This is a genomic window from Micromonospora sp. LHW51205 (genome assembly GCF_003315815.1).
Classification (GTDB): domain Bacteria; phylum Actinomycetota; class Actinomycetes; order Mycobacteriales; family Micromonosporaceae; genus Micromonospora; species Micromonospora chalcea.
The window spans coordinates 228,210-253,502 of record NZ_QMEZ01000002.1; the positions used below are offsets into that span (position 1 = coordinate 228,210).

Here is a 25,293-nt window from a genome sequence, read left to right on the forward strand (position 1 = left end):
GGTATCGATGCGGCGGTACGGTGGCGAGATGGAGACGCGGGAGCTTCGCTACTTCGTGGCGGTCGCCGAGGAGCTGCACTTCGGCCGCGCCGCGCGCCGCCTGGGCATCGCCCAGCCGCCGCTGTCGCGAGCGATCCGGCAGCTCGAACGCCGTCTCGGCGTGACTCTGCTGGAGCGGGACAGCCGCAGCGTCGCGCTCACCGCGGCCGGGTCGGTGCTGCTGCGGGAGGGCCGGGCCGCACTCGACGCCGTGGCCGCCGCCGACCGCCGCACCCGACGCGCCGGGCAGGCCGCTACCGGTGGCCCCGGGCTGGTGCTGGCGACCAAGACCGGGGCGTCGAGCGAGCTGCTGCCGAAACTGCTCGGCGCGTACGCCGCCGAGCCGGACGCGGTCCCGGTCGAGGTTCTGCTGTGCGGCATCGGCGAGCAGGAACGGCTGCTGCGCGACGGGCGGGCCGACGTGGCGCTGCTGCACCTGCCGTACGACTCGACGACCGGGCTGGACACCGAAGAGCTGATCACCGAGCCGCAGGTGGCGATCCTGCCGGCCGGGCATCCGCTGGCCCGGCGACCGCACCTGCTGATGGCCGAGGTGGAGGCGCTGCCGGGCCTGCCCATGCCGCGCTGGCCCCGGGCCGACGGGTCGTATCCGGACGGGCCCGGCCCCGAGGTCCGGGACCACGCCCAGTTGTTCCAGCTCATCGCGCTCGGCCGGACCGTGGTGGTGCTGCCGGAGTCGGCCCGGTCGCTGCTGCTCGCCGACCTGGCCACCGTGCCGGTGCCGGACGCGCCGGCGGTGACCACGGTCATCGCGTGGCCACCGCACAGCCGGTCCCGGGCGCTGGCCGGCCTGATCCGGACCGCCACCCGCCTCTGACGCCCGTGCCTAGGCGGGCAGGTCCTTGCGCATCTGCTGGGTGACCACCCGGTATCCCGACGTCTCGTACAGCTTGCGCGCCGTCTCGTTGGTGCCGAAGACGTTCAGCTCCAGCGCCTGGGCGCCGTGCTCCCGGGCCACCCGCTCCCCCGCCGCGAGCAGCGCCCGCCCGAGCCCCCGGCCCCGGTGCCCGGCGGCCACCTCGATGTCGTAGAGGAACGCGCAGTCGGCGAGACCGCGCGGGTGGGTCAGGCCGATCCACAGCCAGCCGACCGGTGAGCCGTCGGCAAGCTCGCCGACCAGGAACAGCATGCCGGGCGTGGCCATGCCCTGCGGCAGGAAGCCGGCGGTGGCCTCCCGGGCCCGGTCGAGCGCCTCCTCGGGCGTCCAGTTGCCGGCCGTGACGTGCTCGCGCGCGTACCCGGCGGCAAGCTCGTCCTGCCAGCTGTCGAACTCCTCCGGTGACATCGCCCGGACACTCAGCTCGGTCATGCGACGCAGCCTCAGTCGCCGGCGGCGCGGCGGCGCGCCTCGCGCAGCTTCATGGCGTGTTCCAGCAGCGTGATCAGCACCTCCTTGGCCGACTCACGCTTGCGCGCGTCGCACAGCACCACCGGTACGCCCGGGTCCAGGTCGAGCGCCGCCTGCACCTCGTCGAGCCGGAACTTCTTGGCCCCCTCGAAGCAGTTCACCGCCACCACGAACGGCGTGCCGCGCCCCTCGAAGTAGTCGATCGACGGGAAGCAGTCCGCCAGGCGGCGCGTGTCGGCGAGCACCACCGCCCCGAGCGCGCCGAGCGCCAGCTCGTCCCAGACGAACCAGAACCGGTCCTGCCCGGGCGTGCCGAACAGGTAGAGCACCAGGTCGTCGCTGATGGTGATCCGGCCGAAGTCCATCGCCACGGTGGTGGTCGACTTCTCCTCCACGCCGGACAGGTCGTCGATGCCGATCCCGGTTTCGGTCAGCACCTCCTCGGTGCGCAGCGGCTTGGTCTCGCTGACCGCGCCCACCATGGTGGTCTTGCCGACGCCGAACCCGCCCGCGATCAGGATCTTGATCGCGGTGGGCAGCGGCCCGGCGCCCGCCGGCCGCTCAGAGCGCCCGTAGTCCATTGATAACCGCCTCGAAAACGTGCTCGTCGGGAAGGCCGGCGGTGGTCGCGCGCGGCTCGCGTACCTGCACCAGACTGCGGGCGGCCAGGTCTCCGAGGAGGACCCGGACCGTGCCCACCGGCAGGTCGAGATGGGCGGCGATCTCGGCCACGGAGAGAATCCGCTGGCAGAGGCCGACTATCGCCACGTGCTCCGGGCCCAGCCCGGACTCCGACCCGACATCCGTGCGGGTCGCGGTGACCAGCGAGATCAGGTCGAACGTGCCGGTCACCGGGCGGGCCCGGCCGCCGGTGACCGCGTACGGGCGCACCACCGGGCCGGCGTGGTCGTCCACCCACTCCTGCTCCGCGGACTCCCCCCGGCCGGTCATCGTGCCGCGTTCTCGCCGAGGGGCTGTTCCCGGGTCGGTGACGCGACGAACCGGCCGACCCGGGTGACGAGCATGGCCATCTCGTACGCGATCAGGCCGACATCCGCGTCCTCCGAGGCCAGCACCGCCAGGCAGGCGTTACGCCCGGCCGCTGTGACGAACAGGAAGGAGGACTGCATCTCGATGATGGTCTGCTGCACCTGCCCGCCGCCGAACCGCTTGCCCGCGCCACGGGCCAGGCTCTGGATGCCCGCCGCCATGGCGGCCAGGTGCTCGCCGTCGTCCCGGCTCAATCCGCGGGACGAGGCCATCAGCAGTCCGTCGGTGGAGAGCGCCACGGCGTGCTCCGCCTGCTTGACCCGGCCGACCAGGTCATCCAGCAGCCACGTCAGATCCGCGCTCGAAGCCGTCTTCTGCGCCACTCGTCGTCCTCTTCTTTCCGGCTGTGTGCCGTCAGCTTCCGGTTTCCGTCGCGTCGACGTCCCGGTCAGGTAACCTGCTCGTCCGCGTCGGCCGGCGCACCGCCGGCCCCCTGAGCCCCGCCGAGCAGGCGCGCGGCATCGGTACGGCCGCGTCGGGTGCCGCTCTGGTAGGAGCTCATCATCCGGCGCACCTGCTCCGGTGCACGCGCCGTGTCATCGTCGGCGGCGTCGTCGTCCGCCTCGGTCTGGTCGTGCCGCAGTTCCGGCGCGAGGCTGGCCTGGCGTACCCGGACCGGCAGTCCTGCGTCGGTGACCGGCGTCGTCTCCGCCTCGGTCTCCGGCTCCGTCGCCGGCGACGCCTCCGCCGCGTCGGTCGTGGCGGCGGGCCGCCGCTCCACCACCGCCAGCTCCGTGGTGGGCCCGGCCACCGCGGGCTGCCGCTTGCGGGTACGCGCCGGCAGCCCGGACGGGGTCAGCCGGGGCGCCCGCGTCACCGGCTCCGGCACCTGCGGGGCGGGCTCGGCCGGCTGGTCCGGTTCGGCGGCGCCGTCCGGGCCGGACGGGATCGCCGGCCCGTCGCCGACCGGAGTGCTCCGCACCGGGTCCGGCGCGGGCGCCACGGGCAGGGCCGTCCCGGGTGCGGGAAGGGCCTCGGCCGCGTCGGCGCCGTCAGCGGTGATCAGTTCACGCGGGATCAGCACCACGGCGGTGGTCCCGCCGTACGCGGATTCCTTGAGCTGCACCTTGACGCCGTGCCGCTCGGTGAGCCGGCTGACCACGAACAGGCCCAGCCGGGCGGCGTCGGCCAGGTTCAGCTCGGACCGGTCGACGATGCGCGCGTTGGCGGCGGCCAGCTCGTCGGGGCTCATGCCGAGGCCCCGGTCCTCGATCTCGATGGCGAAGCCGTTCGCCACGAGCTGACCGCGAACCTCGACAGTGGTCTGCGGCGGCGAGAAGGAGAGCCCGTTCTCGATCAGCTCGGCCAGCAGGTGGATGACGTCACCGACGGCGCGGCCGGTCAGCGACACCTCGCCGAGCGGGCGCACCGTGACCCGGGTGTAGTCCTCGACCTCGGCTACCGCGCCGCGGACCACGTCGACCATCGGCACGTTGCGTCGCCAGGCCCGGCCGGGCGTGGAGCCGGAGAGCACGATCAGGTTCTCCGCGTTGCGCCGCATCCGGGTGGCCAGGTGGTCGACCCGGAACAGGTCCTCCAGCTCCTCGGCGTCGTGTTCCCGGCGTTCCATCGCGTCCAGCAGCGTGAGCTGCCGGTGCACGAGCGCCTGGGTGCGCCGGGCCAGGCTGAGGAAGACGTCGCGTACGCTGCGGCGCAGCTCGGCCTGCTCGACGGCGGTGCGGACGGCGGTCTCCTGCACGACGTTGAACGCCTTGCCCACCTGGCCGATCTCGTCGTCGCCGAACTGCAACGGCGGCGCCTCGCGGGCGACGTCCACCTCATCGCCGCGGCCCAGCCGCTCCACCACGCTCGGCAGCCGCTCGTGCGCCAGGTTGAAGGCCGCCTCGCGCAGCCGTTCGAGCTGCCGCACCAGCGACCGGGCCGTGGTGATCGAGACGACCACGGAGGCGATGACGGCGAGCAGGCCGAGACCGGCGGCGAGCACCAGCCGCACGATGACGCCGATCGCTACCGGCATGGCCCGGGACACGATGTCCTCGCCGCCGGCCAGGATCACCCCGCGCAGGTCGGCCATCGCCTGCTCGGCGGCGGCCTGCCACGCCGCTGCGGTCACCGGCGGGCGCACGTCGGCGCCCTTGGCCGCGAGGACCCGGTCCTGAAGGGTCTGCAACTGCTGGAACGCGTCGCCCTCGACCATCCGCTCGAAGCGTGCGCGGTCGGTCGGGGCGAGCTCCCGGGCGGTGCGGTCGGCGAGGAACCACTGCGCGCCGACCAGGCGGGCGAACGCGGTCTGCTCGGCCACGGTGATCCGGTTGGCCGCGATCGCACCGGTGATCAGCGCGTCCTGTTGGGACAGCAGCTCCCGGGACCGGTTGAGGTCGATGAGCGCGGCGGTGTCCTTGGCGATCTCGTCGTCGTCGAGGCCGCCGAGCGCGTCGAAGACGGCGAAGATCGCGTCGACCGCCTCGTCGTACGCGGTGAGCGTGGCGGTGCGGTCGATGGTCTTGCGGCTGACGTCGGCGCGTACCTGGCCGATCTGGTCCAGCTCGGTCTTCAGCTCGCCGAGCCGCTGCATCAGCTCCTCGCTGGCCGGGATCTCGGTACGCCAGTCCTGCACCGAGCGCCACAGCGCGGTGGCGGTCTCGTCGGTACGGGCGCGCTGGGCGTCCAGCTCCCGCAGCCGGCCCGGATCGGACTCGCCCAGATAGCGCAGCGACAGCCGCCGCTCGGCCTGCAGCTCCTGCAGCAGCGGGTCGCTCGGCTCGAAGACGCGCGCGTTGAGCGTCTGCACGCCGAGCAGGTTGAACCCGTCCCGCACGGTCACCCACGCGGCGAACGCCCAGAGCGCGGTCAGCGACGCCAGCAGCGCGATGATCTTCGTACGGAGATTCGTACTGCGGGAACCCATCACACCGTCCTGGCCCGGTCTACGGTCGGTCCGAAATCCGATCGACTCCGGCGCACGCTAGCAGCCGTCGTGAACTCCATTCAAGCGATCCTGATCATGGTGGGTCCGGCCTCGACGGCGCGGCCGGAGGCCGCCAGCACCGCCGCGCGCACGATCTGCGTCGGGCGGTAGAGATCCTTGTCGTGCCATAGTGCCGGTTCGTCGTCGCATCCGTCCAGCTCGGACAGTCGACGGCGTCCGCGGGCGAGCGCCGCGGCGATCCGCGCGTCCCCGGAACGGCCCGCGCCGGCCAGGGCGAGCACCGCGTACGCGGTCTCCTCGGCGGTGCCGTGCCACAGTCCCCAGGAGCCGTCCGGGCGCTGCGTGTCCAGCAGCCAGGCGACGCCCCGCTCGACGGCGGCACGCGCCGTGCCGTCGGGCGCGTGGTCGGCCAGCGCCAGCAGCACCGCGTATGTGGCGTAGCAGGCCGAGGCGTGCCAGCGGTCCTCCCAGCGCCCGTCCGGCTGCTGCCGCTCCACCAGCCACTCGGTGACCCGGCGGCGGGCGCCGGTGACGCCGGGTCCGCTCGGCTGCTCGCCGAGCGCGTCGAGCACGTGCGCGTTAGTGGTCAGCGACGCGCCGTCCTCCCCCGGCCAGGTGCAGAAGTGCCGCCCGGTGTCGAACCCGGCCAGCGGCCCGACGCCGGGGGCGCGGCCCAGCCGGGCCAGCGCGTAGAGCGCGACAGCTGTGGTGTCCGCGTCGGCGGGCAGGCCGGGCGCGGTGGCCGCGCCGGACGGGCCGACGGCGGCGCGCAGCTCGGTGAGCACCGGCTCGGGCGCGCCGACCGGCACACCGGCCCGGACCAGGATGCCGAGCACCCAGGCGCGCTCGAAGACGGTGATCGGGCTGGCGCAGGGCACCGGGCCGGGCCGGGCCACCGCGCGCAGATAGTCCAGCGCCGCTCCGGGCTCCGGACGGCCCAGCCAGGCGGCAGTGGCGGCCGGGGAGGCGCCCACCGCGCCGCTGGCCGAGGGACGCACGCCGGCCGCCCGGTACGCCAGCTCACCGGCGACCTCCAGCGCGTGCGCCAGCTTCTCCGGCACGGGCCGCCCGGCGGCCAGCAGCGCGCGTACCCGGGTCAGGCGGGCCGGGTCGAGACCGGCCGGCAGCGGCAGGCGGGGCCGGCCGGCCCACTCGGCCAGCCCGGGTGGCGGCCCGGCCGGTCCGGTGAGGTGCCGGTCCACGGCGGTGAGCAGCGCGGGCACGATCAGGTCGGTGGCCGGCAGGTCGGGCGGGGCGTCGCCGCGCAGCGCGCCGGACAGGAACGTCAGGCCCCGGTGGGCCGCGGCGGCCGGCACGGCGGCCGGGCCGTCGCGGCGCAGCACGGTCAGCAGCGCCTCGACCGCGCTCAGCGTCGGCACCAGCGCGTACCCGCCGGGACCGCCCCAGCCGCCGTCCGGCCGCTGCCGGGCCAGCAGCCAGGCCAGGCGCCGGTCGTGGCCGTCCAGCCAGGGCGCGAGCGCGACCAGCCGAGCGGTCTCGTAGACCGACGGCGACGTCTGCCCGGCCGGCTCGCCGGTGAGCGCGGCGACCAGGTCGTGCGCGGTCCCGGACCGGGTGGCGGGCACCGATCCGGCGGTGAGCGTCACCGCACGCCCCAGAAGTCGGTGTTGCGGTAGAAGCCGGTGGTGAAGCCGAGCTGCCGGGACAGGAAGTCGGCTTCCCGGGGCGCCTCACCGGCCAGCTTCGCCAGCCGGACGCGGCAGTGGTCGACCTGCTCGGCGAACCGCCGCTCGACCTCGGCCGGGTCGTCCACCAGCAGCAGCGCGTTGAGGTCGCCGGACTCGGCGTCGCGGCGGTGGGTGCCGAGGTCGTTCACCAGCCGCAGGGCCCGCTGCACCTCGTCGCTGACGGCGACCGCGTGGTCCATCGCCTCGGCGGTGGACACCGATCCGGTGTGGATCCAGTGCGCCACGTTGACCACTGTGGCGGCGAGGTTGTCGGCGTTTGCGAGGTAGTCGGCGAGCGTGGGGCGGCCGGTGCGCCGCCAGTCCCACTCGCGGGCCATCGCGTCGAGCGTGCGTTCCATCGCCGCACGCCAGTGGCCGCGCAGCGCCGGGTAGCCGGGCGCGGCGGCCACGTCGTCGCGCAGCTCGGCCAGGAACCGGCCCAGTGGGTCGTCGGTGCCGGCGCCGTCGAGCACGTCCAGGCAGACACCGGTGATCCGGTCGACCTCGGCCCGGCTGGTGGCCTGGTGGTCGACCAGCCAGTCCACGGCGAAGCCCCAGAGCACGGCGCGGTTGGTCACGGCCAGCTCGGCGGCGCTGTGCCAGGGGGCGCTGAACGCCATCGCCTGGGCGATGCTGCTGAACAGCGTCGCGTCGAACGGGTCCGCGGGGAACAGCTCGGGGTGCGCGGCGGCGGCCTTGCGCAGGCCGCGCTGGCCCTGCGCGGCGAGCGCGCAGACCCGGCCCTGCTCCGCGGCGACGGCGAGTGAATCCGGTGTCGGCCCGTCGGTCATGCCCGCTCCGCCCGCCCGGCCGCGACGAGTGTCAGCTCCACCCGCTCGCGCGGCCGCAGCGCCGCGGCCAGCCGCAACCCGGGTACGCCGGGGCGGTGCAGCCGGAACCGGTAGCGGCTGAGCATGGTGGCGAGGATGAGCTGCGCCTCCAGGTAGAACAGGTACATGCCGAGGCACTGGTGCGGCCCGCCGCCGAACGGGAAGTGGGCGTACCGGTGCCGGGCCCGGACCCGCTCGGGCCGGAACCGTTCCGGGTCGAACTCGTCCGGGCGGTCCCAGAACTGCCGCATCCGCTGGGTGATCAGCGGGCTGACCGCCATCGTCGCGCCGGGCTCGATCGGCACGCCGTCGATGACGTCCCCGGCGACCGCGCGGCGCGGGATGATCCACCCGATCGGGTAGAGCCGCAGCAGTTCGTCCAGCACCATCCGGGTGTACGTGAGCCGGCTCAGGTGCTCGCGGCGTACCGGCTCGCCCCCGACCACCTCGTCGATCTCGGCGTAGAGCCGCTCGGCCACCTCGGGGTGCTGGTCCAGGTGCGGCCAGGCCCAGGTCAGCACGTTGATCGTGGTCTCGGTGGTGGCGGCGAACATGGCCACTGTGTCGTTGCGGACCTGCCGCTCGTCGAGCTGCCGCCCGTCGTCGGTGCGGGCCTGCCAGAGCGTCGAGATGACGTCGTCGCCCTGGTCGGCGGACTCGCGGGTCTCGCGGACGATCGGCACCAGCACGTCGTCCACGATGCGTACGGCACGGGCGAACGTGCGGTCGCCCGGCATCGGCAGCGACAGCGGCGCGAACGGCACGATGATGCGGGGGATGACGGCGGTGGCGATCCGGTCCTGCGCCTCGATCACGCGCATCGCGTCCGGCACCGAGATGCGGTCGGCGAAGAGCACCTTCATGATCGCCCGGCTGACGATGCGCGCCTGCTCCACGCCGATGTCGACCGGACGGCCGGCGCGGGCCGGCTCGTCCAGCTCGTCGACCGCGTCGCGGATCGCGTCGGCCATGCCGTCGACCAGCGCCTCGACCCGTTTGGCGGTGAACATCGGCTGGAGCATGCGCCGGCTGGCCGACCAGATCTGCCCCTCGCCGAGGATGCCCTCGCCGAACAGCCGCTTGACCGGACGCCAGAACAGCCCGTCGCCTGCTCGTTCGTAGTTGTCCGCCCGGTCGCGCAGGACGTGCTGCACGTGCTTGGGGTGGGTGACGAGGTAGGGGCGGAACGAGCCGAGGTTCAGCCGGACCAGTTCACCTTCGGTACGGTTGCCGATGTCGATGAGCGCCCGGGCGGGGTCGCGGAGCACCGCCGGCAGGATCTGCCGCAGCGGCACGGTTCGGGGTCGGCCGGTGGGTCCCGGTGTGTCCGTTGGTTCGGGCACCTGAACGCTCCCTCGGTTGACTCAGGGTCGCGGCTTCGTATCGACCCGTGACGTTGCTCGCGAGCATGCCATCCTGAGCCGCAGATCAAAAGGCAGGTCGGAGGATACTTCACGTAACAACAATCTCTTTGTCGAGAATGGAGCCCGTGGGATGTGCGTCACTCCCGTACACAGTGGTGGTTGCGGAGCGCGAGCAGCGCTCACCTATCGCGGACGCCGGCAGAACGCGGGCGCGGACCCGTCCGCTGTGCCAAGCTTCGGGCATGGACGACAAGACCATCCTGAGCCGGATCTCGGAACTCGTCGACGAGGAGCACCGGCTGCGGGCCGACGCGCAGCAGCACGAGTCCGGCACCGACGACGAGGCCCGGGAGCGGCTGCGGGCCCTGGAGGAGTCCCTGGACCAGTGCTGGGACCTGCTGCGCCGTCGCCGGGCCGCGCGCCAGGCGCACGGCGACCCGGACGCCCAGGGCGAGCGCCCGGTGCCGGAGGTCGAGCGCTACCTGCAATGACCCGCACGGGTGGGCGTCCCGGGCGGCTCGACCACCCGGGACGCCCGCCCGTCAGCGGATCCCCGCCTCCCGCAGCAGCGCCTCGGTGAGCGCCTCCGGATCGGTGACGGTGGCCGGCATCCCGCGGGCGGCGAACCAGGCGGCCACCACCCGCACGTCCCGGCCCAGGAACTCGCCGCCCTGCGGGTTGGCCACCACGTCGACCACCTGCGGCAGGTCGATCATCACCAGCCGGCCCGCGTGCACCAGCAGGTTGTACGGAGACAGGTCGCCGTGGGCGTACCCGGCCCGGGCCAGCACGGTGAGCGCCTCGACCAGCTGATCCCACAGGTCACGCAGCTCGGCGGCGTCGGGCCGGACCTGCGCCAGCCGTGGCGCGGCCTCCCCCGCCTCGGCGTCGCCGACGAACTCGAGCATCAGCTCGGTGCCGAGCAGCTGCACCGGATAGGGCACCGCGATCCGCCCGGAGGCGGCGCCGATCTCCCAGAGCTGGGACAGCGCGGCGAACTCGGCCGCCGCCCACTGCCCGGCGATCATCTGCCGGCCGAACGCGGTCCGGCCGGTCATCGCCCGCATCTCCCGCGACCGGCGTACCCGGCGGCCCTCCAGGTAACCGGCGTCGCGGTGGAAGAGCCGGTGCTGGGCGTCGCGGTACCGCTTGACCGCCAGCAGGCACGAGCGGTCGGTGTCCGGCACGGCGCGGCGGACCAGGTGGACGTCCGCCTCCTTGCCGGTCTTGAGCACCCCCAGCTCGGTGTCCCGGGCGGCCAGTTCGGTGACCAGCCAGTCCGGGTACGGCTCGGGGCCGTGGACGGCCCGGTCCCAGGAGGACCAGCTGTCCTCCGCGTCGGGCTCGGCGTCCGGGTCGGCGAGGGTCGGCGTGGGCCGCCCCCGCTTCAGGAAGTCGGTTTCGTCGTCGTCGAAGCGGCTCTTGCCGCGGCCACGGCGCTGCGGCGCCGGGAAGTCATGATCGCGCACGGGTGGATCTGTCCTTCGATCGAGGCTGGTGGAGGCAGGTGGTACGACCCTGCGAAAACGGCCATGACCGACCTCCTCTCCTCGACCGGGCACCCCGGCTGCGCACTCGCGCGGCACCATGCTCGTACGCGCCCCGGCGCGGGTCAACGGATTTCCGTGCGGTGCCGCCGCGCTGCCTGCCGGCCCGCGCCGCCGGTCAGCCGGCCAGCACTGCGGCGACGGCCGCGATCAGCCCGTCCTCGATCCGGGTCGGCGCGAACCGGGGGTCCGACCAGCGGCGCCCCCGGTGCAGCCAGACACTGGGCAGGCCCACCGCGGTCGCGCCGCCGATGTCCGCCTCCGGGCTGTCGCCGACCACCCACGCGCCGCGCAACGGCATCCGGGCCCGCTGGGCGGCGAGCGCGAAGATCCTCGGGTTCGGCTTGCTGACGCCGGCCTCCTCCGAGATCACCCAGTCGGCGACGTAGCGGTCCAGGCCGGTCTTGCGGATCTTGGCGTCCTGTTGACGGGACGCGCCGTTGGTGACCACCACCGGCACCCAGCCGGCGTCGGCGGCGATCCGCAGCGCGCAGGCCACCAGCGGATCGAGCCGCATGTGCGCCACCACGCCGTCGTGCAGCTCGTCCACCAGGTCGATCGAGGGGATGCGCAGCGCGTACCGGTCGCGGATCGCGTCCGCGACGTCCCACCGGTTGGTCAGCCCGTCGGCGTCCACCGACACCAGCCAGTCGAGGTCGGCGGGCGGCGCGCCGATGCCCGCCAGGAAACGTTCTCCCCAGACACGGAACGGCCCGTCGCGGTCCAGCAGGGTGTTGTCCAGATCGAGCAGGAGCAACGGCACTTGGGCACCCTACGGGAACGCTCGGAGCACCGACAGGGCCCCGGGCCCAGCCACGGTCAGGCGACGAGCGCCGTACGGGCCGCGCCGGCGTCCGCCGGCCGGTCGAGCAGCATGGTGTGCGCCGCGCGGGTGGCCGCCAGCGCGTCCGGGTCCAGCGTCGCCACCAGCACGTCCTCGCCGGTGTCGGCGCCCCGCGCCAGCGGCCGGCCCTCCGGGTCGTACACCGCCGCGCCGCCGTTGAACCGCCAGGGGTCCGCGCCGCCGACCGCGTTGGCGAACACGACGTACATCGTGTTGTCCAGCGCCCGGGCGGCGTAGTAGAGGTCGCGGCGGTGTGCCGAGCCGGCCAGGTAGCCGCTCGGGCAGAGGTACCCGTGCGCGCCGTCCCCGGCCGCCGCCCGCGCGTGCTCCGGGAAGCAGCCGTCGTAGCAGACGCCCAGGCCCAGCCGCCACGTGTCGACTTCGAGCGTGGCGCCCCGGCGGCCGGCGTCGAACAGCTCGCGCTCGCCGCTCCAGAGCTGCTGCTTGTCGTACGCGGCGGTGACCGTGCCGGCCGGGTCCACCACGAGCGAGGAGATGGTGCGCCGCCGGTCGGGGTGGCGGACGGCGGCGCCGATCACCACTGCCGCGCCCGCGTCGGCGGCGGCGGTCCGCAGCGGGTCCAGCCGGGGGTCGGCGACCCGGCCGTCGGCGTCGGCGGCCACGTCGGTGCCCTCCGGGTCGGCGCCCAGCGTCGGCGGGTGGTACGCCGGCAGGAACAGCTCGGGCAGCACCACGACCCGGGCGCCCTCGGCCCGGGCGACGAGGCGGGCGGCGGCGCGGGCGTTGCCGGCGACGTCACCGGGGACGGGCTGGGCCTGGACGGCGGCGACGGTGAGCGGGCGCGCGGGAAGGGCGGTCACACGCCGATCCTAACCATCGGACGCGGCCGGATGATCTTCCGAATTCGCATCTCAAGCCGTACGTACGGTTTGCATCACGCGGTTCCACCTGCGACGATCCGTTCGTGCCCAGAGTAAGTCAGGACCAGCTCGACGCGCGCCGGCAGGAGATCCTCGCGGCGGCGCGGGCGTGTTTCGCCCGGCACGGCTACGAGGGCGCCACAGTGCGGCGGCTGGAGGAGGCCACCGGCCTGTCCCGGGGCGCGATCTTCCACCACTTCCGGGACAAGGACTCCCTGTTCCTCGCCGTCGCCGAGGACGACGCCGCCGCCATGGTGGAGACGGTCGCCCGCAACGGCCTGGTGCAGGTCATGCGCGACCTGCTGGCCCGGGCGGTCTCGCCCGACACGACCGGCTGGCTCGGCAGCCAGCTGGAGGTCTCGCGCCGGCTGCGTACCGACCCGGCCTTCGCCAAGCGCTGGGCGGAGCGTTCCGAAGCCATCGCCGCGGCGACCCGGGAGCGCCTGGTACGCCAGCGCGAGGCCGGCGTGCTGCGCGACGACGTCCCGATCGACGTGCTGGCCCAGTTCCTGGAGCTGGCCTACGACGGCTTGGTGCTGCACCTGGCGATGGGCCGCCCGGCCGGCGACCTGGCCCGGGTGCTCGACCTGGTCGAGGAGGCAGTGCGCCGGCACTGAGCCCGCCGGTCTCGGTCCGGTAACTGCGCCGCTCCAGGAAATCGACTCTGGCGCGCCTGCTCCACAATGAGCCGCGACCCCTCCTCGCGACAGGAGCAGACGATGACCCCCTCCGACACCTGGGGCATCCCCGGCCCCGTATTCCTGCGCTGGTACCTCCTGCTCGCCGTCGTCCTGGTCATCGGCGCGATCGTGTACCGGCGTCGGATGCTGGCCGGCACGCCGGTGACCGATCACGGCGCGCTGGGTCCGCAGCAGGTCGCCTACCTCAACGGCGGCGACCAGCTCGCCGTCTGGGCCACGCTCGGCGCGCTGCGCCACGCGGGCGCGGTCGGCGTACGACCCGACCGGCGGCTCACCACCGGCGGTCCGCTGCCGGCCGGGGCCACCCCGCTGGACCAGGCGGTCCACCACGCGGCGAGCCGCGGCCTGCGGACCCGGGACCTGGCCGCCGACGAGTGGGTGCGGCGCGCGCTCGACGAGCTGCGCGACGGCCTGGTACGCCGGGGCCTGGCCCTGGACCAGGAGCGGCGCCGGACGCTGCGGCGCGGCGCGCTGCTGATCGGCTTCCTGCTGGCAATTGGCGTCGTGCGTGCGATCTCCGGCCTGCTCAACGACCGGCCCACCGGCTGGCTGCTGCTCAGCCTGTTCCCGCTCGGCCTCGCGTTCCTGCTGCTCAACCGCGTGCCCTGGCGTACCCGGGCGGCCACCGCCGCGCTGAACGACATGCGCCGCCGGCACGCCTGGCTGCGACCGGCCGCCTCCCCCGCGTACGCCACGTACGGCGCGACGGATGTGGCGCTGGGCGTGGCGCTGTTCGGCACCGCCACGCTCTGGACCATGGATCCGGGCTTCGCCGAGCAGGCCGAGATCCAGCGGCAGGCGATGGGCAACGTCGGCGGCGCGAGCTCCGGCACCTCCTGTGGAGGCGGCGCCTCCACGTGCGGCGGTGGCAGCTCCTGCGGCGGAGGCGGTGGCTGCGGCGGAGGCGGGTGCGGCGGATGAGCGGCCCGTCCGGCGTCGGCATCGGCTGGCGTCCCGAGATCGCCGGTTTCGTGGCCGGGCTGCCGGGGCTGCGTTTCGTCGAGGTGGTCGCGGAGGCGGTCGCACCGGCCGGGCCGCTCCCGGACGGGCTCGCCGAGCTGCGCGGACGCGGCGTCGATGTCGTACCCCACGGGGTGCGGCTGTCCCTCGGCGGCGCGGAACCGGTCGATCCGGCCCGGGTGGCGCACCTGGCCGCGGTGGCCGCGGCCCTGGACGCGCCGCTGGTGAGTGAGCACATCGCGTTCGTGCGGGCCGGCGGTCTGGAGGCCGGTCACCTGCTGCCGCTGCCGCGCAGCCGCGAGGCGGTCGCCGCGGTGGTGGCGAACGTGCGGCGGACGCAGGCGGAGCTGCCGGTGCCGCTGGCCCTGGAGCCGATCGCCGCGCTCTTCGACTGGCCCGACGACGAGCTGGACGAGGCGGACTTCCTCACCGAGATCCTCGACGCCACCGGCGCGCTGCTGCTGCTCGACGTCGCGAACGTGCACGCCAACGCCCGCAACCGGGGCGGCGAGCCGACCGCGCTGCTGGACCGGCTGCCGCTGGAACGCATCGCCTACGCGCACGTCGCGGGCGGCGCCGAACACGGCGGCTTCTACCACGACACGCACACCGACCCGGTGCCCGCCGCCGTGCTGGACCTGGTCCGCGAGTTGTGTCAGCGGCGCCGGCCGCCCGCGTTGCTGCTGGAACGCGACGGGCACTACCCGCCCGCCGCCGAGCTGCGCGCGGAGCTCGACGCGCTCGCCGCCGCCTCCGGCCACCCGGCGTTCACGTGAGCGGCGACCTGGCGGCCCGGCAGGCCGAGCTGGTCGCCGCGCTCGTCGCCGGTGGACCGCTGCCGCCCGGCTTCGCACCGGCCCCGGTCGAGGCGGCCCGCCGGGCGCTGCTGCGCAAGCGGGCCGCGGACGTGGCCCGGCACTGGCCGCTGCTCGCCGCCGGCCTCGGCGCGCACTGGCCGGCGACGTTCACCACGTGGGCGGACGGACGCCCCTCGAACGGCTCCCTGCGCGACGGCTGGGACCTGGCCCGCGAGCTGCGCGACCGGGGCACGCTGCCGCCGCTGGGCGCGGAGGAGCTGGCCGCGCGCGAGGCCGCGAGCCGCTACGACGGCCACCGCCCGCCCCGGCCCCGCCGGATGCCGGCCGTCGCCCGGGCCGGCGGCGCCGTCGCGGCCCAGTTCGCCGGCCGGGTACGCCTGCTGCGGCCTGCCCCGCGCTGACACGCGCCCCCGGGTACGGCAGGATCGGGCGTATGGATCTCGGACTCGCCGACCGGGTGTACGTGCTGACCGGCTCCTCCGGCGGCCTCGGCTTCGCCACCGCCGAACAACTCGTCGCCGACGGCGCCCGGGTGGTCATCTCCGCGCGTACCCCGGAACGGGTGGCCGCCGCGATCGAGGCGCTCGGCGACCCGCAGCGGGCGATCGGGCTGACCGCCGACCTCGCCGACCCCGCCACCCCGGAGCGGCTCGTCGCCGCCGCCCGCGAACACTTCGGCCGCCTCGACGGCGCGCTGATCTCGGTCGGCGGCCCGCCGCCCGGCACCGCCGCCACCGTCACCGACGAGCAGTGGCGCGAGTCGTTCGAGACGGTCTTCCTGGGCAGCGTCCGGCTCGCCCGCACGGTGGCCGGCGCGCTCACCGACGGCGGCGCGATCGGGCTGGTGCTGTCCACCTCGGTACGCGGACCGCTGGCCGGCCTCGGCATCTCCAACGGGCTGCGACCGGGCCTGGCCGGCGTGGCCAAGGACATGGCCGACGAGTTCGGCCCGCGCGGCGTCCGCGTGGTCAGCCTGCTACCCGGGCGGATCATGACCGACCGCAACCGGGAGCTGCTGGCCGGCTCCGGCGACCCCGAGCGCGCCCGCGCCCAGGCGGAGGCGGCGATCCCGCTCGGGCGCATCGGCGACCCGGCGGAGTTCGGCCGGGTGGCGGCGTTCCTGCTCTCCCCCGCCGCCGGGTACGTCACCGGGGTGACCGTCCCGGTCGACGGCGGCGCGCTGCGCGGGCTGTGACAGTGGCCGCCGTGGTGGGCCGGGCGCCCGGGGCGGTGGGCCGGTGAGCGACCGACGGCGCCCGGGCGGTGGGCGGCCCGAGGCGGCCCCGGGGCCGGGCACGCCCGCCCGGCGGCACCCACGCCCCAGCCGCGAGCAGCTCGCGGCGGCGGCCGACCGGCTGCTGCCGGACGTCATCGCGCCCGGCCTGGACGTGCTCTTCGTCGGCATCAACCCCGGTCTGTGGTCGGCGGCGACCGGCTGGCACTTCGCCCGTCCGGGCAACCGGTTCTGGCCCGCCCTGCACCGGGGCGGGTTCACCCCGCGTCTGCTGCACCCCAGCGAGCAGGACGCGCTGCCCGCACTCGGCCTCGGGATCACCAACATGGTGGCCCGCGCCAGTGCCCGCGCCGACGAGCTGACCGCCACCGAACTGGTCGACGGCGCGGCGACGCTCACCGCGAAGGTCGAGCGGTACCGGCCGGGCTGGGTGGCGGTGGTCGGCGTGACCGCGTACCGGATCGGGTTCACCCGGCCGAAGGCCGGCTTCGGGCCGCAGCCCGAGCCGCTCGGGCCGGCCCGGCTGTGGGTGCTGCCCAACCCGAGCGGCCTGAACGCCCACTTCACCCCGGAGACGCTCGGCGCCGCGTTCGCCGAGCTGCGTGCCGCGGTCGCCGCGGGTTAGGGCCCCGGTCGCCGCGAGCTAGGGCTGCGGCCGTCCGGGTCGCCACGGCCCGGCCGCTGGGTGCCCGTCCACCCGGTCGGTGCCGATCCACGCCCGTCGGCACCGGGATTGAGGCCTCGCGCGCCGCTAGTTGGCCGCCGCCGGGGGCATGGCCTCGTGGGCGACGTAGGTGCCCATCGGCACAGTGGTCACCACCGGCTCCGGCTGCTCCGCCTCGGCATGAGGCGCGGGCGAGTCGGTGACCGCGAACTGGGTGCGGTACAGCTCGGCGTACAGGCCGCCGACGGCCACCAGTTCGTCGTGCCGGCCGCGCTCCACGATCCGCCCCTCGTCGAGCACGAGGATCTGGTCCGCGTCGCGCACCGTCGAGAGCCGGTGCGCGATCACCAGCGCGGTACGGCCGGTCAGCGCCACCGACAGCGCCCGCTGCACCGCTGCCTCGCTCTCCGAGTCCAGGTGGGCGGTGGCCTCGTCCAGGATCACTATCGACGGGGCCTTGAGCAGCAACCGGGCGATGGCGATGCGCTGCTTCTCGCCGCCGGAGAAACGGTAGCCGCGCTCGCCGACCGTCGTGTCGAGCCCGTCCGGCAGCGCCCGGACCAGGTCGGCCACCTGCGCGCCGGCCAGGGCGGCCCAGATCTCGTCGTCGGTGGCGTCGGGCTTGGCGTACCGCAGGTTCTCGCGGATGGTCTCGTGGAACAGGTGCGAGTCCTGGGTGACCACGCCGATCTCGTCGCGCAGCGAGGCGAGCGTGGCGTCCCGCACGTCGACGCCGCCGACCAGCACCTGGCCCTCGCTGACGTCGTAGATCCGGGAGATCAGCATGGACAGCGTCGACTTGCCGGCGCCGGAGGGGCCGACCAGGGCCACCATCTGCCCGGGCTCGACGGCGAACGAGACGCCCTTGAGCACCGGCTCGTTCACCGTACGGTCGAGGGTCGAGACCTCTTCCAGCGACGCGAGCGACACCTCGGCGGCGCTCGGGTAGCGGAAGCGCACGTCGCGGAACTCGACCCGGCCGCTGCCGCGCGGCACCGGCACCGCGTCGGGCTTCTCCGCGATGCCCGGACGCAGGTCGAGCACCTCGAAGACGCGGTCGAACGAGACGAGCGCGCTCATCACGTCGACCCGGACGTTGGAGAGCGCGGTGAGCGGGCCGTAGAGGCGGGTCAGCAACAGCGCCAGCTTGACGACGGTGCCGGCGCTGACCGCACCGGTGACCGCCAGCCAGCCGCCCACCCCGTAGGTGAGCGCCTGGGCCAGCGACGCGACGAGCAGCATCGCCACGAAGAACGTCCGCGAGTACATCGCGGACTGGATGCCGATGTCGCGCACCCGCTCGGCCCGGCGGGCGAACCGGTCGGCCTCGACCTCCGGCGCGCCGAACAGCTTGACCAGCAGCGCTCCGGCCACGCCGAACCGCTCGGTCATGGTCGCGTTCATCTTCGCGTCGAGGTTGTACGACTCGCGGGTGATCTCGGCCAGGCGCCGGCCCACCCGGCGGGCCGGGATGATGAAGATCGGCAGCAGCACCAGCGCCAGCACGGTGATCTGCCAGGACAGCACGAGCATCGCGCCGGCGGTGAGCACGAGCTGGATGACGTTGCTGACCACCCCGGACAGCGTCGAGGTGAACGCCCGCTGCGCGCCGAGCACGTCGTTGTTGAGCCGGCTCACCAGCGCGCCGGTCTGCGTGCGGGTGAAGAACTGCAGCGGCATCCGCTGGACGTGGTCGTAGACCCGGGTGCGCAGGTCGAGGATGATGCCCTCGCCGATGCGGGCCGAATACCACCGCTGGACCAGGGAGAACAGGGCATCGGCCACGGCGAGCGCGGCGATGATCAGGGCGAGCCGGACCACAGTCGTGCGGGCGTCCGGACCGCCGCCGGCGATCGCGTCGATGACGTCGCCGGCGAGCAGCGGCGTGGCCACACCGATCACCGCGGCGATGATCACGGTGATCAGGAAGACGACGATGTCACGCCGGTAGGGCCGGGCGAACGCGACGATCCGCCGGGCCGTGCCGCGCTTGAGCTCGTGGGCGGAGACCTCGTCCCGGTTGCGCAGCGACCGGAGCATGCTCCAGCCGCCCATGCCGCCGCCGGCCATCGGGTGGGACACTCGTCACCTCCAGGTCGTCAGGCAGCATGAATCGTCGGAGTCCATTCTCCAGACGCCTGTGACAACCTTGCGAGTAACCCAGATCTTCCCAAACGGTCCTTACGAAATCGCGCTCCGGGCCGGTTACTCGCCCCGGCCGGCCAGATCCCGGATACGCCGGGTCTGCGCCTCCCGCTCGGCGCGCTGCTGCTCGGCGTGCGTACGGTCGGCCGCGCCCGCCAGGAGCGCCTTGATCTCGACGATCGCGTCCCGGTTGTTGGCGAGGAGCCCGGCCGACAGGTCACGCACCGCGGCGTCCAGCTCGTCGTTCGGCACCACGAGCGTGGCCAGGCCGATCCGGTCCGCCTCGGTGGCGTCCATCCGGCGGCCGGTGGCGCAGATCTCCAGGGCGCGCGAATAGCCGACCAGCTCGACCAGGCGGCGCGTGCCGGCCAGATCGGGCACCAGGCCGAGTGTCACCTCGGCCATCGAGAGCCTGGCGTCGGCGGCGAGCACACGCATGTCGCAGGCGAGCGCGAGCTGGAAGCCGGCGCCGATGGCGTGGCCCTGCACCGCGGCGATCGACACCACGTCCGGCCGGTGCAGCCAGGTGAAGCCGCCCTGGTACTCGGCGATCCGGTCGGCGCACTCCGCCTCCGGGAGCGCGGCCAGCTCGGCGAAGGAGCCCGGCCCGGTGGCACCGGCGACCGCCAGGTCCAGGCCCGCGGAGAAGGCGCGCCCCTCGCCGCGTACGACGACGACGCGGACGTCGCCGGGCAGGTCGCGGGAGAAGTCGCTCATCGCCCGCCACATCGCCGGGGTCTGGGCGTTGAGCACGTCGGGCCGGCACAACGTCACCGTCGCAACCGGCCCGTCGCAGTCGAAGCGCACTCCGGTCGTCTCGGCGGTCACCGGACGCCCCGGAACACTGCGCTGATGGACGACGCTGGGCGGCGGGTCACGCCTTCTTCCGGCGCCGGGCGCCGCCGCGCTGCCGCAGCTGCACGCCGGATTCGGTGAGCACACGGTGGATGAACCCGTAGGAACGGCCGGTAGAGGCCGCCAGAGCACGGATGCTCTCACCCCCGGTGTACCGCTTTACCAGGTCTTTGGCGAGCGTCTGACGCTCGGCCCCGACGATCCGGCGACCCTTCTCAGTGCTGGTGGCTGTGCCGGTGGCTGCCATGCTGATCCCTCACGTCCCAGACTGTGCGGTTCGGATACGGTCCCACCTATTAGACCGCCTCGGACGATCATGCGCCAGATATCAACTATTCGCCAACCGACACGCTACGCAATGTCAGCTTCCCGATAGAGTGATCCTTCCGACCGGCTGATCCGTACCGCCCCGCCGGACGAGCGCATCCTCCCCCATGATCGACACCACCTCCCCGAAGTGGCTGCGTCACCGTGCTCCGGACACCTCCACTTCGGCGAACTGGTGTGGATCATGCGACGGCCGGTGCGGCGGGCCGTATCGTGCCCGGGGTGATTGACGTGATCACGGCCGCGGCGGGTGCCGCCGGTGTCTTCGCCGCCACCAATCTCGACGACATCGTCGTGCTCACGGTGCTGTTCGTGGCCCTCCGGCACACCGGACGCCCCCGGCCCTGGCAGATCGTCGCCGGGCAGTACGCGGGCATCGGCGCGCTCGTCGCGGTCGCGGTGGTGGCCGCCGCCGGGCTGCTCGTGGTGCCGGACCCGTGGCCCGGCCTGCTCGGCCTGCTGCCGGTCGCGCTCGGCGTACGCGCGCTGATGTCCCGTGGCGACGACGACGAGCCGCCGGCGGTGGTCGGCAGCCTGCTCGGCGTCGCCGGGGTGACCGTGGCGAACGGAGCCGACAACATCGCCGTCTACGTGCCGGTGTTCCGCTCCCTCGACCCGGCCACCGGCGTGGTCTGGCTGCTGGTGTTCGCGCTACTGGTGGCCGTGTGGTGCGCGGTCGCCGCCGCGCTCGGCGGGCACCCCCGGGTGGTGGCCCTGGTCGGCCGCGCCGGCCACTGGCTGGTGCCGGTGATCTTCATAGTCATCGGCGCGACCATCCTGCTCACCTCCGGCGTCCTCCCCCACCTGGCCGATCTCCTGACCTGACCGACCCGACCCGCCCCGACCCGGCCCACGGGGAAAAGAGGGCGGGTCAGGCCAGCTCGACCAGCTCCAGCAGGTCGTCGGACCAGGCGTCCTCGTCGCCGTCGGGCAGCAGGATGGCGCGGTCCGGCTTGAGCGCGCTGACCGCGCCCGGGTCGTGCGTGACCAGCACGATCGCGCCCGGGTAACGGGCGATCGCGTCCAGCACCTGCTCACGGCTGACCGGGTCGAGGTTGTTCGTCGGCTCGTCCAGCAGCAGCACGTTGGCGCCGGAGCAGACCAGCGTGGCCAGCGCCAGCCGGGTCTTCTCGCCGCCGGAGAGCACGCCGGCCGGCTTGTCCACGTCCTCGCCGGAGAAGAGGAACGCGCCGAGGATCTTGCGCAGGTCGGTGTCGGTCTGGTCGGACGCGGCGCTGCGCATGTGCTCCAGGATCGTCCGGTCCACGTCGAGCGTCTCGTGCTCCTGGGCGTAGTAGCCCAGCCGCAGCCCGTGCCCGGGGCGTACCTCGCCGGTGTCCGGCTCCAGCAGCCCGCCGAGCATCCGCAGCAGCGTGGTCTTGCCGGCGCCGTTGAGGCCGAGGATGGCCACCCGGGAACCCCGGTCCACCGCCACGTTGACGTCGGTGAAGATCTCCAGCGACCCGTACGACTTGGACAGGCCGGTGGCGGTCAGCGGCGTCTTGCCGCACGGGGCGGGGCTCGGGAACCGTACCTTCGCGACCTTGTCCGCGACGCGGACCTCGTCCAGGCCGGAGAGCAGGCGCTCGGCGCGCCGGGCCATGTTCTGGGCGGCGACGGTCTTGGTGGCCTTGGCCCGCATCTTGTCCGCCTGCGCCATCAGCGCGCCGGCCTTCTTCTCGGCGTTTGCGCGCTCCCGGCGGCGGCGCCGCTCGTCGGTCTCCCGCGCCTCCAGGTACGCCTTCCAGCCCAGGTTGTACGTGTCGACCACGGACCGGGTGGCGTCCAGGAACCAGACCTTGTTGACCACCGCCTCCAGCAGCGAGGCGTCGTGGGAGATCACGATCAGGCCGCCCTTGTGGTTGGCGAGGAAGCCGCGCAGCCAGGTGATCGAGTCGGCGTCGAGGTGGTTCGTGGGCTCGTCGAGCAGCAGGATGCCGCCGCCGTTCTCGCCGGCGTCGCGGAACAGGATCCGGGCCAGCTCGATGCGGCGTCGCTGACCGCCGGAGAGCGTGCCGATGGTCTGCGCCAGGGCGCGGTCGGGCAGGCCGAGGTTGGCGCAGATGCGGGCGGCCTCGGCTTCGGCCGCGTAGCCGCCGAGGGAGGCGAACTGGTCCTCCAGCGCGCCGTAGCGGCGGACCAGCCGCTCGTCGTCGGCACCTTCGGCGAGCTTGTTCTCCAGCTCCTTCATCTGCGCCATGAGCACGTCCAGCCCACGGGCGGAGAGCACCCGGTCCCGGCCGGTGACGTCCAGGTCACCGGTGCGCGGGTCCTGCGGCAGGTAGCCGATGGCGCTGCGCCGGTCGATCTGGCCGCCGTACGGCTGCCCCTCGCCGGCGAGCACCTTGAGCGTGGTGGTCTTGCCGGCGCCGTTGCGCCCGACCAGGCCGATCCGGTCCCCCGGCTGCACCCGCAGGGTGGTGTCGGACAGCAGGATCCGGGAACCGGCGCGCAGTTCCAGGCCGGTGGCAGTGATCATCTCGGAGTACTCGCTCTCGGGTCCGGAAGGGCTGACTCAGGGCACGCGAAAGCGCCGGCGGGTGGTGATTTCCCGTCGGCGCGGGGCGGTTCAGCCTTCGCAGCGCAGCACGGGGGCAAGTGTACCGGTCCCCGCGGGCCCTCTCCCCCGGATTACCGTGCAAGATCATCGGGTACGAAACCCGCCGTCCGGACCCGGTCCGGTACCGCAACCATCACAAACGGACACATCGGTGATCGGGGTCAACATGGAGCTGAACGAGAACGCGCGGGTCGACACCAGCCAGGTGGACGACCGGCGAGGGTCCGGCGGAGGCGGCGGGATGGGCATTCCGATCCCGATCGGCGGCGGCCGGGGCGGGATCGTGGGCATCATCATCGCCGTGCTCGTCGCCCTGGTGGGCGGCGGCTTCGGCCTCAACGCCGCCACCAACGGCGGCGGCTCCGAGCAGGGTGACAACACCTCGCTGGAGCAGAAGTGCTCGGCGCAGGACGCGCTGGAGCAGCTCGACTGCCGCAACACCCTCTACGTCAACTCGATCCAGGCGTACTGGCGTACCGCGATGCCGGAGGCGTTCGGCGAGCAGTACAAGCCGTCGAAGACCGTGTTCTTCAGCCAGAACGTCAGCACCGCCTGCGGCGCCGCCGACTCCGGCGTGGGCCCGTTCTACTGCCCGGCCGACGACCAGGTCTACATCGACCTCACGTTCTACCGGCTGCTGGCCGACCAGCTCGGCGCCAAGGGCGAGTTCGCCCAGCCGTACGTGCTGGCCCACGAGTACGGCCACCACGTGCAGGACCTGCTCGGCACCGAGGCGCAGATGCGCCGCCAGCAGGAGCGTGACCCGCAGAGCGCGAACGCGCTGTCGGTGAAGCTGGAGCTGCAGGCCGACTGCTACGCCGGCGCGTGGGCGAAGAACGCCACCGGCACCGCCGACGAGCGCGGGCAGAAGATCTTCAAGAGCATCACCGAGGAGGACATCTCCCAGGCCATCGACGCCGCCGAGAAGATCGGCGACGACGCGATCCAGGAGCGTTCCGGTCGGCCGGTGAACCCGGACGAGTTCACCCACGGCAGCTCGGAGCAGCGCAAGCAGTGGTTCACCAAGGGCTTCACCACCGGTGACCCGAAGTCCTGCGACACCTTCGGCGCCGGGACCTGATCCCCGCTCGGCGCATCGGCCCGCACCGCCACGGACGGCGGTGCGGGCCGATGTCGTTTCCGGGGCCGGTCAGGCCGGCAGTGTCACCTGAGCCGGAGTGGACCGGTTGACGGTCGTCCCGTCACCGAGCTGGCCCCCGCTGTTGTCGCCCCAGCACCACAGGCCGGCGTCGGTACGGATCGCGCAGCCGTGGTCGGTGACCGCGAGCCCGCCGGTCCAGCTGGTGGCGGTGCCGACCTGCGCGGGCGCGGACCGGTGGGTGGTGCTGCCGTCGCCCACCTGGCCGGCCGAGTTCTTGCCCCAGCACCAGAGGCTGCCGTCGGTACGCGACGCGCAGGACGTGTCGCTGCTCGCGGCGATCCGGTTCCACGTGGTGGCGGTGCCGATCTGCACCGGCGCGGTCCGGTACGAGCCGCTCACGCCGAGCTGGCCGTATCCGTTCTCACCCCAGCACCACAGCCCGCCGGCGCGGACCCCGCAGGTGTGCGCGTACCCGGCCGCGACGCCGGTCCACCCGGTCGCGGTGCCGACCTGCGCGGGCGCGGTCTGCGGCGTCAGGTTGCCGAGCCCGAGCTGGCCGTCCGAGCTGGCCCCCCAGCACCAGAGCGTGCCGCCGGTCCGGATACCGCAGGTGTGCCCGTAGCCGGTCGAGACGCTCACCCAGTCGGTGGCCGTGCCGACCTGCAGCGGGGTGTTCGCGACGTACGGCGAGGCGCCGACGCCCAGCTGGGTGGTCCGGTTGAAGCCCCAGCACCAGAGCGTGCCGTCGGTGCGTATCGCGCAGGTGTGCTGGGGGCCGGCGTCGACCCGGGCCCAGGTGGTCGCGGTGCCGACCTGCACCGGGGCGCTGCGGCTGGTGGTGCTCCCGTCGCCGAGCTGGCCCCGGAAGTTCGAGCCCCAGCACCACAGCGTCCCGTCCGTGCGGACCGCGCAGGTGTGGCCGGTGCCGGCGTCGACGTTCGTCCAGGTGGCGGTGCCGACCCGCGTCGGGGCGCTGCGGTTCGTGGTGGTCCCGTCGCCGAGCTGACCGCCGTAGTTCGAGCCCCAGCACCACAGTCCCCCGTCGGTGCTGATCGCGCACGTGTGCGCGCCGCCCGCGGTGACGCTGCTGACGGTGGGCGCGGCGAGCGCGGCGCGCTGCGCCGGGCCCGCGTTCGCCGTACCGGCGGTGAGTGTGGCGGTGAGCACGAGGCTTCCGGCGCTCATTGCCGCCGCCGCGACGAGGAGTCTCGTCGCACGGCGCCACCGGGCTCGCAGCCGGCCGTCCTGATATCCGCTCATGAAGTTGTTGTCTCCCAACGATGTCGGCGCGTGATGGCGGAGGCGAAGCTGCCCCTGCGGGTCGCCCGGAGACCCGCCGCTTCGTGACACCGACGATAGGCATCGAGTCGATTCGATGCATCATCGAGGAGCGGGATTGCGCCGTCTTGAGGTGATCTTTCCTGT

At 73.9% G+C, this 25,293-nt stretch carries 26 protein-coding genes; 10 read left to right on the top strand and 16 right to left on the bottom strand.

The genetic code is table 11. The features are described from left to right. Positions 1–28 precede the first annotated feature (28 nt). A complete protein-coding gene (locus tag DQE82_RS08950; RefSeq protein ID WP_043329670.1) occupies positions 29–877 on the top strand; it encodes a LysR family transcriptional regulator in 849 nt (282 codons plus the stop codon). 9 nt (positions 878–886) lie between these two features. Here the strand turns inward: DQE82_RS08950 and DQE82_RS08955 are convergent, their stop codons facing one another. The 8 genes from DQE82_RS08955 to DQE82_RS08990 form a co-directional block, all read right to left on the bottom strand. Then, positions 887–1,369 (bottom strand): GNAT family N-acetyltransferase, encoded by a 483-nt coding sequence (locus DQE82_RS08955; protein WP_104113577.1) that lies wholly within the window; start codon positions 1,367–1,369, stop codon positions 887–889. Between the two features lie 11 nt (positions 1,370–1,380). Continuing rightward, entirely contained in the window at positions 1,381–1,989 is a 609-nt protein-coding gene (locus tag DQE82_RS08960) for an ATP/GTP-binding protein (protein WP_043329666.1), read from the bottom strand. Beyond that, the gene (locus DQE82_RS08965) at positions 1,970–2,359 is read right to left on the bottom strand and encodes a DUF742 domain-containing protein (protein ID WP_030503284.1); all 390 of its coding nucleotides are present in this window, start codon (positions 2,357–2,359) and stop codon (positions 1,970–1,972) included. Before DQE82_RS08965 ends, DQE82_RS08960 begins: the two co-directional genes overlap by 20 nt. Then, on the bottom strand, positions 2,356–2,781 hold the full coding sequence (locus tag DQE82_RS08970; protein ID WP_030503283.1) for a roadblock/LC7 domain-containing protein: 426 nt from the start codon (positions 2,779–2,781) through the stop codon (positions 2,356–2,358). Before DQE82_RS08970 ends, DQE82_RS08965 begins: the two co-directional genes overlap by 4 nt. A 65-nt stretch (positions 2,782–2,846) precedes the next feature. Further along, positions 2,847–5,327, bottom strand: a complete 2,481-nt coding sequence (locus DQE82_RS08975) for a nitrate- and nitrite sensing domain-containing protein (protein WP_113972471.1) — start codon at positions 5,325–5,327, stop codon at positions 2,847–2,849. A gap of 80 nt (positions 5,328–5,407) precedes the next feature. Then, positions 5,408–6,955 (bottom strand): prenyltransferase/squalene oxidase repeat-containing protein, encoded by a 1,548-nt coding sequence (locus DQE82_RS08980; protein ID WP_113972472.1) that lies wholly within the window; start codon positions 6,953–6,955, stop codon positions 5,408–5,410. Then, a complete protein-coding gene (locus DQE82_RS08985; RefSeq protein ID WP_113972473.1) occupies positions 6,952–7,827 on the bottom strand; it encodes a terpene synthase family protein in 876 nt (291 codons plus the stop codon). Before DQE82_RS08985 ends, DQE82_RS08980 begins: the two co-directional genes overlap by 4 nt. Then, positions 7,824–9,161: a cytochrome P450 gene (locus DQE82_RS08990; RefSeq protein ID WP_176722849.1), complete on the bottom strand. Its 1,338-nt coding sequence runs from the start codon at positions 9,159–9,161 to the stop codon at positions 7,824–7,826. The genes DQE82_RS08985 and DQE82_RS08990 overlap by 4 nt, the downstream gene beginning before the upstream one ends. Before the next feature lie 311 nt (positions 9,162–9,472). Here DQE82_RS08990 and DQE82_RS08995 point away from each other — a divergent pair, with 311 nt between their 5' ends. After that, positions 9,473–9,721: a DUF2630 family protein gene (locus tag DQE82_RS08995; protein WP_030503278.1), complete on the top strand. Its 249-nt coding sequence runs from the start codon at positions 9,473–9,475 to the stop codon at positions 9,719–9,721. Positions 9,722–9,772: 51 nt separating this feature from the next. On the opposite strand, the gene DQE82_RS09000 is transcribed toward DQE82_RS08995, so the two are convergent. The 3 genes from DQE82_RS09000 to DQE82_RS09010 form a co-directional block, all read right to left on the bottom strand. Beyond that, positions 9,773–10,699, bottom strand: a complete 927-nt coding sequence (locus DQE82_RS09000) for a serine protein kinase RIO (protein ID WP_043329659.1) — start codon at positions 10,697–10,699, stop codon at positions 9,773–9,775. Positions 10,700–10,895: 196 nt separating this feature from the next. Then, entirely contained in the window at positions 10,896–11,540 is a 645-nt protein-coding gene (locus tag DQE82_RS09005) for an HAD family hydrolase (RefSeq protein WP_030503276.1), read from the bottom strand. A gap of 56 nt (positions 11,541–11,596) precedes the next feature. Beyond that, positions 11,597–12,442: a carbon-nitrogen hydrolase family protein gene (locus DQE82_RS09010; protein ID WP_113972474.1), complete on the bottom strand. Its 846-nt coding sequence runs from the start codon at positions 12,440–12,442 to the stop codon at positions 11,597–11,599. 104 nt (positions 12,443–12,546) lie between these two features. Here DQE82_RS09010 and DQE82_RS09015 point away from each other — a divergent pair, with 104 nt between their 5' ends. The 6 genes from DQE82_RS09015 (at position 12,547) to mug (ending at position 16,840) form a co-directional block, all read left to right on the top strand. After that, positions 12,547–13,119 carry a TetR/AcrR family transcriptional regulator gene (locus DQE82_RS09015; protein WP_030503274.1) on the top strand — a complete coding sequence of 191 codons (573 nt, stop codon included), beginning with the start codon at positions 12,547–12,549 and terminating at the stop codon, positions 13,117–13,119. A gap of 102 nt (positions 13,120–13,221) precedes the next feature. Then, entirely contained in the window at positions 13,222–14,124 is a 903-nt protein-coding gene (locus DQE82_RS09020) for a TIGR04222 domain-containing membrane protein (RefSeq protein WP_043329655.1), read from the top strand. Then, positions 14,121–14,939, top strand: a complete 819-nt coding sequence (locus tag DQE82_RS09025; RefSeq protein WP_113972711.1) for a DUF692 domain-containing protein — start codon at positions 14,121–14,123, stop codon at positions 14,937–14,939. The genes DQE82_RS09020 and DQE82_RS09025 overlap by 4 nt, the downstream gene beginning before the upstream one ends. Further along, positions 14,936–15,382 (top strand): hypothetical protein, encoded by a 447-nt coding sequence (locus tag DQE82_RS09030; RefSeq protein ID WP_064445317.1) that lies wholly within the window; start codon positions 14,936–14,938, stop codon positions 15,380–15,382. The genes DQE82_RS09025 and DQE82_RS09030 overlap by 4 nt, the downstream gene beginning before the upstream one ends. Positions 15,383–15,414: 32 nt before the next feature. After that, positions 15,415–16,176, top strand: coding sequence for an SDR family oxidoreductase (locus tag DQE82_RS09035; protein ID WP_113972475.1), 762 nt, complete (start codon positions 15,415–15,417; stop codon positions 16,174–16,176). 43 nt (positions 16,177–16,219) lie between these two features. Next, positions 16,220–16,840 (top strand): G/U mismatch-specific DNA glycosylase, encoded by a 621-nt coding sequence (gene mug / locus DQE82_RS09040; protein ID WP_113972476.1) that lies wholly within the window; start codon positions 16,220–16,222, stop codon positions 16,838–16,840. A gap of 126 nt (positions 16,841–16,966) precedes the next feature. Here the strand turns inward: mug and DQE82_RS09045 are convergent, their stop codons facing one another. The 3 genes from DQE82_RS09045 to DQE82_RS09055 form a co-directional block, all read right to left on the bottom strand. Continuing rightward, a complete protein-coding gene (locus tag DQE82_RS09045; RefSeq protein WP_064445314.1) occupies positions 16,967–18,949 on the bottom strand; it encodes an ABC transporter ATP-binding protein in 1,983 nt (660 codons plus the stop codon). 135 nt (positions 18,950–19,084) lie between these two features. Continuing rightward, positions 19,085–19,852, bottom strand: a complete 768-nt coding sequence (locus DQE82_RS09050) for an enoyl-CoA hydratase/isomerase family protein (protein WP_043329652.1) — start codon at positions 19,850–19,852, stop codon at positions 19,085–19,087. 46 nt (positions 19,853–19,898) lie between these two features. Then, positions 19,899–20,126: a helix-turn-helix domain-containing protein gene (locus tag DQE82_RS09055; RefSeq protein WP_007072022.1), complete on the bottom strand. Its 228-nt coding sequence runs from the start codon at positions 20,124–20,126 to the stop codon at positions 19,899–19,901. Between the two features lie 302 nt (positions 20,127–20,428). On the opposite strand from DQE82_RS09055, the gene DQE82_RS09060 reads away from it, so the two are divergent. Further along, positions 20,429–21,031, top strand: coding sequence for a cadmium resistance transporter (locus tag DQE82_RS09060; protein ID WP_233514621.1), 603 nt, complete (start codon positions 20,429–20,431; stop codon positions 21,029–21,031). Positions 21,032–21,077: 46 nt separating this feature from the next. On the opposite strand, the gene DQE82_RS09065 is transcribed toward DQE82_RS09060, so the two are convergent. Further along, entirely contained in the window at positions 21,078–22,685 is a 1,608-nt protein-coding gene (locus DQE82_RS09065) for an ABC-F family ATP-binding cassette domain-containing protein (RefSeq protein ID WP_064445312.1), read from the bottom strand. A gap of 247 nt (positions 22,686–22,932) precedes the next feature. On the opposite strand from DQE82_RS09065, the gene DQE82_RS09070 reads away from it, so the two are divergent. Further along, positions 22,933–23,847 (top strand): neutral zinc metallopeptidase, encoded by a 915-nt coding sequence (locus tag DQE82_RS09070; RefSeq protein ID WP_113972712.1) that lies wholly within the window; start codon positions 22,933–22,935, stop codon positions 23,845–23,847. Positions 23,848–23,916: 69 nt separating this feature from the next. On the opposite strand, the gene DQE82_RS09075 is transcribed toward DQE82_RS09070, so the two are convergent. Next, positions 23,917–25,128: a hypothetical protein gene (locus DQE82_RS09075; protein ID WP_104113564.1), complete on the bottom strand. Its 1,212-nt coding sequence runs from the start codon at positions 25,126–25,128 to the stop codon at positions 23,917–23,919. Between the last annotated feature and the right edge of the window lie 165 nt (positions 25,129–25,293).

Bases quoted from the DNA above. Each gene is read 5' to 3' on its own strand.
- DQE82_RS09035 (WP_113972475.1), top strand. From the start codon at position 15,415: ATGGATCTCGGACTCGCCGACCGGGTGTACGTGCTGACCGGCTCCTCC.
- DQE82_RS09075 (WP_104113564.1), bottom strand. From the start codon at position 25,128: ATGAGCGGATATCAGGACGGCCGGCTGCGAGCCCGGTGGCGCCGTGCG.
- DQE82_RS09045 (WP_064445314.1), bottom strand. From the start codon at position 18,949: ATGGCCGGCGGCGGCATGGGCGGCTGGAGCATGCTCCGGTCGCTGCGC.
- DQE82_RS08960 (WP_043329666.1), bottom strand. From the start codon at position 1,989: ATGGACTACGGGCGCTCTGAGCGGCCGGCGGGCGCCGGGCCGCTGCCC.
- DQE82_RS08965 (WP_030503284.1), bottom strand. From the start codon at position 2,359: ATGACCGGCCGGGGGGAGTCCGCGGAGCAGGAGTGGGTGGACGACCAC.
- DQE82_RS09020 (WP_043329655.1), top strand. From the start codon at position 13,222: ATGACCCCCTCCGACACCTGGGGCATCCCCGGCCCCGTATTCCTGCGC.
- DQE82_RS08985 (WP_113972473.1), bottom strand. From the start codon at position 7,827: ATGACCGACGGGCCGACACCGGATTCACTCGCCGTCGCCGCGGAGCAG.
- DQE82_RS08955 (WP_104113577.1), bottom strand. From the start codon at position 1,369: ATGACCGAGCTGAGTGTCCGGGCGATGTCACCGGAGGAGTTCGACAGC.
- DQE82_RS09065 (WP_064445312.1), bottom strand. From the start codon at position 22,685: ATGATCACTGCCACCGGCCTGGAACTGCGCGCCGGTTCCCGGATCCTG.
- DQE82_RS08950 (WP_043329670.1), top strand. From the start codon at position 29: ATGGAGACGCGGGAGCTTCGCTACTTCGTGGCGGTCGCCGAGGAGCTG.
- DQE82_RS09025 (WP_113972711.1), top strand. From the start codon at position 14,121: ATGAGCGGCCCGTCCGGCGTCGGCATCGGCTGGCGTCCCGAGATCGCC.
- DQE82_RS08975 (WP_113972471.1), bottom strand. From the start codon at position 5,327: ATGGGTTCCCGCAGTACGAATCTCCGTACGAAGATCATCGCGCTGCTG.
- DQE82_RS09070 (WP_113972712.1), top strand. From the start codon at position 22,933: ATGGAGCTGAACGAGAACGCGCGGGTCGACACCAGCCAGGTGGACGAC.
- DQE82_RS09055 (WP_007072022.1), bottom strand. From the start codon at position 20,126: ATGGCAGCCACCGGCACAGCCACCAGCACTGAGAAGGGTCGCCGGATC.
- DQE82_RS08995 (WP_030503278.1), top strand. From the start codon at position 9,473: ATGGACGACAAGACCATCCTGAGCCGGATCTCGGAACTCGTCGACGAG.